The sequence below is a fragment of the Cellulomonas sp. IC4_254 genome (assembly GCF_011603975.1).
In the GTDB taxonomy this organism is placed as follows: domain Bacteria; phylum Actinomycetota; class Actinomycetes; order Actinomycetales; family Cellulomonadaceae; genus Cellulomonas.
The window spans coordinates 1-7,681 of record NZ_JAANNB010000186.1 but is presented as its reverse complement, the minus strand read 5'-3'; the positions used below and the strand labels follow the sequence as shown (position 1 = coordinate 7,681).

8 protein-coding genes are annotated in these 7,681 nt (G+C 72.7%); 1 reads left to right on the top strand and 7 read right to left on the bottom strand.

Going from position 1 to position 7,681, the window contains the following annotated elements; translation table 11 throughout:
- Positions 1 to 353 (top strand): TM2 domain-containing protein (locus G6556_RS15450; RefSeq protein WP_346774933.1); only part of this gene is annotated, 353 nt, incomplete at its 5' end.
- 89 nt (positions 354 to 442) lie between these two features.
- On the opposite strand, the gene G6556_RS15445 is transcribed toward G6556_RS15450, so the two are convergent.
- The 7 genes from G6556_RS15445 to G6556_RS15415 form a co-directional block, all read right to left on the bottom strand.
- Positions 443 to 1,645 (bottom strand): hypothetical protein, encoded by a 1,203-nt coding sequence (locus tag G6556_RS15445; protein WP_166943319.1) that lies wholly within the window; start codon positions 1,643 to 1,645, stop codon positions 443 to 445.
- Positions 1,646 to 1,808: 163 nt separating this feature from the next.
- Entirely contained in the window at positions 1,809 to 2,174 is a 366-nt protein-coding gene (locus G6556_RS15440) for a chorismate mutase (RefSeq protein ID WP_166943317.1), read from the bottom strand.
- A gap of 31 nt (positions 2,175 to 2,205) precedes the next feature.
- A complete protein-coding gene (gene clpX / locus G6556_RS15435; protein ID WP_158373744.1) occupies positions 2,206 to 3,492 on the bottom strand; it encodes an ATP-dependent Clp protease ATP-binding subunit ClpX in 1,287 nt (428 codons plus the stop codon).
- Between the two features lie 266 nt (positions 3,493 to 3,758).
- Positions 3,759 to 4,469 carry an ATP-dependent Clp protease proteolytic subunit gene (locus G6556_RS15430; protein ID WP_147796219.1) on the bottom strand — a complete coding sequence of 237 codons (711 nt, stop codon included), beginning with the start codon at positions 4,467 to 4,469 and terminating at the stop codon, positions 3,759 to 3,761.
- A 38-nt stretch (positions 4,470 to 4,507) separates the two neighbouring features.
- Entirely contained in the window at positions 4,508 to 5,128 is a 621-nt protein-coding gene (locus G6556_RS15425) for an ATP-dependent Clp protease proteolytic subunit (RefSeq protein WP_147796218.1), read from the bottom strand.
- Between the two features lie 179 nt (positions 5,129 to 5,307).
- Positions 5,308 to 6,699 (bottom strand): trigger factor, encoded by a 1,392-nt coding sequence (gene tig / locus G6556_RS15420; RefSeq protein WP_166943314.1) that lies wholly within the window; start codon positions 6,697 to 6,699, stop codon positions 5,308 to 5,310.
- A 184-nt stretch (positions 6,700 to 6,883) separates the two neighbouring features.
- Positions 6,884 to 7,375, bottom strand: coding sequence for a hypothetical protein (locus G6556_RS15415; RefSeq protein ID WP_240934602.1), 492 nt, complete (start codon positions 7,373 to 7,375; stop codon positions 6,884 to 6,886).
- Between the last annotated feature and the right edge of the window lie 306 nt (positions 7,376 to 7,681).

The following is a 7,681-nucleotide window of genomic DNA, read 5'->3' as shown; positions in this document are numbered from 1 at the left end:
CCGCCTCGCAGACCGCCCCCTGGGCCGGCCAGGGCGAGTCGGACAAGTCGTTCGTCGCCACCTGGCTGTTCGCCTGGCTCCTGGGCGGCCTCGGCGTGGACCGGTTCTACCTCGGCAAGATCGGCACCGGCATCGCCAAGCTCCTCACGCTCGGCGGGCTCGGCGTCTGGGCGCTCGTCGACCTGGTGCTCGTGCTCGCCGGGGCGCAGAAGGACAAGGAGGGCCGGCGCCTCGCCGGCTACGACCAGTACAAGAAGATCGCGTGGATCGTCACGGCCGTCGTGATCGTGCTCGGCGTCGTCGCGAACGTGGTCTCCGGCTCGCTGCTGGCGACCGGCACCACGGCGCCCTGACGGGCCCCTCCCGCACGGCAGCACGCACGCAGCACGACGGCGGGCGCCCCGGTCCCCCCGGGGCGCCCGCCGTCGTCGTCGCGCGGCCCTCAGACCACGTCGTGCAGCCGGCGCTGGTCGCCCGACTGGGTCGGCACCGCCTCGCTCGGCGTGGAGCCGTCGGTGTAGCGGAGCACCGCGCCCACGCCGTCGACCGCCTCGACCTGCCCGTCCAGCGCGATGGCGAGGCCGGCGTCCTGCCCGAGCGCGGCCCGGAGCAGCGCCACGTCCGCGGGCATCCTCCGCGCGCCCTCCGTGACGCCGATCCCGGCCAGGTCGTCCTCGCTCGACGCGATCTGCAGCGGGTCCGGCCCCACCCACAGGTGCCGGTCGCCGAGCGCCGAGCCGGGCAGCGTGACGTCCTCGTGCAGCACGAGCTCGCGGACCTGGCCGCGCTGCAGCACCGTCACCACGTCGTCGACGGAGGTCACCGCCGCTCCCCCGCGGCCGAGCTCCTCGCGGTAGCGCGCCAGCGTCTCCTCCCGCCGGCGCTGCCGGAACGCCTCGAGCGCCTCGGCGACCCGCTGGTGGAACACGTCCTGCTTGACCCCGTCGGCGCGCGAGCCGCCCGGGACCTCCACGACCAGGTCCTTGGTCCGCGGCGCCACGGCGTGGCACAGCAGCGACACCGCGCGCACGTCCCCGGTGACCAGCACGATCTCCGGCTTCTTCTCGACCACCTGCCGGTCGATCTCGGCGGCGACCGTCTCGGCGTTGCGCTCCCAGGAGTCCTCGGCGCGCATCTGCACCCGCCGCGCCTTCCAGCCGTCGCCGGTCTCCTTGACCTTGCGGAGCTCGTCGTGGCTGCCCTCGACGCTCTCCTTCTGGGCCGTGCGCAGCCCCGAGCCGTCCGACCACGTCAGGTCCGCGCCCTGCCGGTCCACCTCGACCAGCAGGAACCGGGTCGCCTGGTCCGCGGCGCGGACCGCCGGCAGCAGCACCGGCACGTCGTCCAGGTGCGCCGTCGACTGCGCGGGGGCCTCCTTGAGCACGCGGTCCACCACGACGCCCTCGGCGTCGGCGATGACCACGCGCCCGTGCGGGCCGGCGACGCCGGTCGGGCGCGTCACCCGCTCCTCGATCTCGTCCAGCACGGCCGCGGCCGCACCCGAGCGCTCGAGCTCCCTGCGCAGGGCCCGCCAGCGGCCCTCGACCTCCTCGTCACCCGACGCGTCGGCGCGCGTGGCGTCGAGATGGATCGTGATGAACGGGGCGGGACGTCCGAGCAGGGGCTTGAGCCAGTGCAGTTCCACGAGCGACCTCCGAGGGTCCGGTTGCGTGGGTCGTGCCGGCGCAGCGCCGTCGGGGCCGCACCGACCGACCGGTCCTGACCCCTCCCACCCTCTGACAGCAGGTCGCGCGGCGCCACCCCGGAGCGCGTCGGATCTCGCCGCGGGGCGCCGGGGACGAGGCGCGTCAGTCGGTGACGGGGTCGTCCGAGGCGGCCACCGGGGCGCGCTGGCCGTCCGGGCCCGCGGCGATCGCCTCGTGGTGCCGGATGACCTCCTCCACGATGAACGCGAGGAACTTCTCCGCGAACACCGGGTCGAGGTCCGCCTGGTGGGCGAGGTCCCGCAGCCGCGCGACCTGCCGCGCCTCGCGCCCCGGGTCGGACGCGGGCAGGCCCAGCCGGGCCTTCAGCACGCCGACCTGCTGGGTCGCCTTGAACCGCTCCGCGAGCAGGTGGATCAGGGCGGCGTCGATGTTGTCGATGCTGCCGCGCAGGCGGGCGAGCTCGGGCGGGAGCGCGGGCGCGCCGGCCGGGGTGCTGTCGTTCGTCACGCCCCCGATCGTAGGGGGCGGGCCGGACCGCTCAGGCGCTCTTCTCGCGGGGCGTGCGCTTGGCGGGCGCCTGGCGCGGGACCAGCGTCGGGTTGACGTTCTCCAGGACCACACCGCGGTTCACGACGACGCGCTCGACGTCGTCGCGGCTCGGCACCTCGAACATCACCTGCTGGAGGACCTCCTCCATGATCGCCCGCAGGCCGCGCGCGCCGGTGCCGCGCAGCAGCGCCTGGTCCGCGATGGCCTCGACCGCGTCCTGCGTGAACTCGAGCTCGACGCCGTCGATCTCGAACATCCGCTGGTACTGCTTCACCAGCGCGTTGCGCGGCTCGGTGAGGATCCGCACGAGCGCCGACTGGTCCAGCGGCGACACGGTGGTGATGACCGGGACGCGGCCGATGAACTCGGGGATGAGCCCGAACTTCAGCAGGTCCTCCGGCATGACGTCGCCGTAGACGTCCTTGTCGTCCGCGCTGTGCAGCGGGGCGCCGAAGCCGATGCCCTTGCGGCCCGAGCGGCTGGTGATGATCTCGTCCAGGCCGGCGAACGCGCCCGCCACGATGAACAGCACGTTCGTCGTGTCGATCTGGATGAACTCCTGGTGCGGGTGCTTCCGGCCGCCCTGCGGCGGCACCGAGGCGGTCGTGCCCTCGATGATCTTGAGCAGCGCCTGCTGCACGCCCTCGCCGGACACGTCCCGCGTGATCGACGGGTTCTCGCTCTTGCGGGCGATCTTGTCGATCTCGTCGATGTAGATGATCCCGGTCTCGGCCTTCTTCACGTCGAAGTCGGCGGCCTGGATGAGCTTGAGCAGGATGTTCTCGACGTCCTCGCCCACGTAGCCCGCCTCCGTGAGGGCCGTGGCGTCCGCGATCGCGAACGGGACGTTGAGCATCCGCGCGAGGGTCTGGGCGAGGTACGTCTTGCCGCAGCCGGTGGGGCCGATCAGCAGGATGTTCGACTTCGCGATCTCGACCGAGTCCTCGGCCTGCGCGGTGCCGACCGACGGGGTCGCCTCGCCCGCCTGGATGCGCTTGTAGTGGTTGTAGACCGCGACCGCGAGCGACCGCTTGGCGGGCTCCTGGCCGACGATGTACTGCTCGAGGAACGCGAAGATCTCCTTCGGCTTGGGGAGCTCCACCATGCCGATCTCGGTGGCCTCCGCGCGCTCCTCCTCCATGATCTCGTTGCAGAGCTCGATGCACTCGTCGCAGATGTAGACGCCGGGCCCCGCGATCAGCTTCTTGACCTGCTTCTGCGACTTCCCGCAGAACGAGCACTTGAGAAGGTCCGCGCCGTCCCCGATCCGAGCCACGTGCGTCCCCTTCCCTCGGTGCGACCGGTCGGTCGCGAGTCACTGCGCTCTCGGGCGGACCGGGCACGGCCGACCGCCCATCGGTCCATTGCACACCACGGCGGGCCCGGTGTCAGCCCGCCACGCACCGGGCGCCGGGCGTGTCGGGCGGGTTCGCCCGTCCGGGCGCCGCGCCGGGCCGCCCCGGGCTCGGCCGCGCGGTGGCGGCGGGCCCGGGGCGGGCGGTGCGGGTGGCGACCGGGGACCTCAGCGGCCCCCGGGCGCCGTCACGGCTCGACGCGGGTCGCGATCGCGCCCTTGCGGCTCTCGAGCACCTGGTCGACGATCCCGTACTCGTGCGCCTGCTTGGCGGTGAGGATCTTGTCGCGCTCGATGTCCTGGCGGACCTTGTCCAGCGGCTGGCCGGTGTGGTGCGCGATGGTCTCCTCGAGCCACTCGCGCATCCGGATCAGCTCGTTGGCGTGGATCTCGATGTCCGACGCCTGGGCGTAGCCGCCGCCCTCCATCGCGGGCTGGTGGATCAGCACACGGGCGTTCGGCAGCGCCAGGCGCTTGCCCGGGGTGCCGGCGGCCAGCAGGACCGCCGCGGCGGAGGCCGCCTGGCCCAGGCACACCGTCTGGATTTGCGGCTTGATGTACTGCATCGTGTCGTAGATCGCGGTCAGCGCGGTGAACGAGCCGCCGGGCGAGTTGATGTAGAGCGTGATGACGCCGTCCGGGTCGGTCGACTCCAGGACCAGCAGCTGGGCCATGATGTCGTCCGCGGAGGCGTCGTCCACCTGCACGCCGAGGAAGATGATCCGGTCCTCGAACAGCTTGGTGTACGGGTCCTGCCGCTTGAAGCCGTAGGCCGTGCGCTCCTCGAACTGGGGCAGCACGTAGCGGGAGGACGGCGAGGTCGCGACGGACCCGGCGGTGCCGCCCCAGCCGCCGGCGAGGCGCCCGGCGCGGGCGATGAACTGCGACTCGGTGCTCACGAGTTCTCCTAACGAGGTCTGTGGTGGTTCGGGGTCGGTCAGGCCGCGGTGCCGCCGCCGCCGGTGACGGCGCCGGCGTGGGTGACGACCTTGTCGACGAACCCGTACTCGAGGGCCTCGGGGGCGGTGAACCAGCGGTCGCGGTCCGAGTCCGCGGTGATCTGCTCGACCGACTTGCCGGTCTGCTCGGCGATCAGCTCGGCGAGCACCGTCTTCATGTGCAGGATCAGCTGGGCGTTGATGCGCACGTCGGTGGCCGTGCCGCCGATGCCGCCGGACGGCTGGTGCATCATCACGCGGGCGTGCGGGGTGGCGTAGCGCTTGCCCTTGGCGCCCGAGGAGAGCAGGAACTGCCCCATCGAGGCCGCCATGCCCATGGCCACCGTGGCGACGTCGGGCTGGATGTACTGCATGGTGTCGTAGATCGCCATGCCCGCGGTGATCGAGCCACCGGGCGAGTTGATGTACAGGAAGATGTCCTTGTCCGGGTCCTCCGCCGCGAGCAGCATCATCTGGGCGCAGATGGCGTTCGCGTTCTCGTCCCGGACCTCCGACCCCAGCCAGATGATCCGCTCCTTGAGGAGCCGGTTGTAGATGGAGTCGTTGAGGCCGAGTCCCCCGGACTCTGCCCGGGCGATGGCCGGCGTCTGGTCGTTCACGAACGCTCCCTCGATCAGGACTGGTTGCTTGTCAGCGACCCTAACGCCCGGCCCGCCCGGCATCAGTCCCGGTCGGCGCCCGTTTCGCTGTCGGCGCAGGGGGTCGCCCGGCCCGGGGACGCCCGAGGGCCCCGCACCGTCGCCGGTGCGGGGCCCTCGCGTCGTGCGGGTGCCGGGGCTCAGGCCTTGGCGTCCTCGGCGGGCGCCTCGGTGCCCTCGGCCGCGTCCTCGTCGCCCTCGGCCGCCTCGGTCACGGCGTCCTCGAGCGCGGACTGGGCGGCGTCCTCCTCGTCGGTGCCGATGTACTCCGACAGGTCGACCGCCGCGCCGGCGCCGTCGACGACCGCCACGTGCCGCAGCGCGACCGCGAGGGCCTTGGAGCGCGCGACCTCGGCGACCATCGCGGGGATCTGGCCCTGCTGGTCGATCGTCTGGATGAAGGTGTTCGGGTCCATGCCGTACTGGCGGGACGCGCTCACCAGGTAGTCGACGAGCTCGCCCTGGTTGACCTTGACCTCGAGGTTCTCGGCCAGGGTGTCCAGCAGGATCTGGTTGCGCAGCGCGGTCTGCGCCTGCTCCGTCACCTCGGCGCGGTGCACGTCGTCCTCCAGGCGGCCCTCGGACTCGAGGTGGCGGTGCACCTCGGCCTCGACGGCACCGGCCGGGACCGGGATCTCGATCTGCTCGAGCAGCTGCTCCAGGAGCAGGTCGCGGGCCTGGACGGCCTGGTTCTGCGCCTTGATCTTGGTGGCCTGCTCGCGCAGGTCGGCCAGCAGCTCCTCGACCGTGTCGAACTCCGACGCCATCTGCGCGAAGTCGTCGTCGGCCTCGGGCAGCTCGCGCTCCTTGACGGAGGACGCGGTCACGGTGACCTCGGCCTGCTCGCCGGCGTGGTCGCCGCCGACCAGGGTGGTCGAGAACGTCGTGGTCTCACCGGCCGACAGGCCGGTCAGCGCCTCGTCCAGGCCCTCGAGCATGTTGCCCGAGCCGATCTGGTAGGAGACGCCGGAGACCGTGTCGACCTCCTCGCCGTCGATCTTGGCGACCAGGTCGATCACCGCGAAGTCCTTGTCGGCGGCCGGCCGGTCGACGCCGACCAGCGTGCCGAACCGCTCGCGCAGCGTGTCCAGGCGGCCCTGCACGTCCTCGTCGGTGATCTCCGAGTCGTCCACGGTCACGGACAGGCCGTCGAGCGACGGGATCTCGATCTCCGGGCGGACCTCGACCTCGGCGGTGAACACCAGGTCGCCGTCGGTGTCGCCGGCCACCAGGCCGGGGACCTTCGTGACGTCGACCTCGGGCTGGCCGAGCGGGCGCAGCTTGTTCTCGCGGACGGCCTCGGCGTAGAAGCCGGACAGGCCCTCGTTGACGGCGTGCTCCATGACCGCCGGGCGGCCGACGCGCTGGTCGATGATCCGCGGCGGGACCTTGCCCTTGCGGAAGCCGGGGATGTTCACCTGCTCCGCGATGTGCGAGTAGGCGTGATCGATGCTCGGCTTGAGCTCGTCGTACGGAACCTCGACGGTCAGCCTGACCTTGGTGGGCTCCAGGGTCTCGACGGCGCTCTTCACTTCAGTGCTCTCCAACTGCTCGGATTCGTCTGCGCCGGGGGTCCGGCGTGGGCGCTGGGGCGGGCCGGTCGGGCGGTTCCCCGCTCTACCCCGGGGGGCGGCACGCTTCGGCGCGCGCGGGCATGGCTCGCCGCACCGGCCCGTGAAGCCTACGCCACGGGCGCGCACCGCCGCCAAAGGGCGGTCAGCCCCGGCGCCGCGCCCGCCAGGCCCGCCACGCGCCGGTCGACCACAGCGACCACGCGACCAGCACGCCCTGGAACGGCAGCCGGGCGAGCCGCTTGGCGTCCGAGTCCAGCCCGAACGCGTCGGTGCCGGTGAGGTACTGCGACACGTTGCCCGGGAAGACCGCCACGAAGAAGGCGGCGCCGAGCCAGCCCACCGCGGGACGGAACCGGCGCGGGGCCACCGCGATCGCCGCGCCGAGCGCGATCTCGGCCACGCCGGAGGCGAGCACCACCGGGTCCTCCGGGAGCGGGATCGACTCCGGGACCTGGGCGGTGAACTCCTCGCGGGCGAACGTCAGGTGGCTGGTCCCGGCGAACACCAGGGCGCCGCCCAGGGCCAGACGGCCGGCGGTGCGCAGCACGTCTCCGGCCGAGCGGCGGTGCTCCCCCGGCTGGTGCGGCCGGTCGTGGTGGTCGTTCCGCTCCTGCCCGCGCGCTGCTGCCCGCATGCCGGCCTCCCTGGGGTAGACGAGTTCGTCTACCCATTCGACCACAGGTCCGTGCGGGGCGCGTGACGCGGGTGCGATCCCGGTCGCGGCCCCGGCTCACGGCACCGGTCTCGCTGGGCGGAGGAGGACCTTGGTCCCAGGAGATCGGCGGTGGGCGGACGTTGCACTGGACGAGAGCGTCCCGCGGCAGGTGCCCGCCGGAGGGCGCACGAGGACGACGAGAGGAGGCGGGACCGGTGACCACTGCCCTGTCCTGCGTGCTCCGTACCCGGCTCGTCATCACCGACCCGCCGGCCTGATCCCGCC

Coding starts and splice junctions, on each gene's coding strand:
- G6556_RS15415 (WP_240934602.1), bottom strand. CDS start 7,375: ATGCGGGCAGCAGCGCGCGGGCAGGAGCGGAACGACCACCACGACCGG.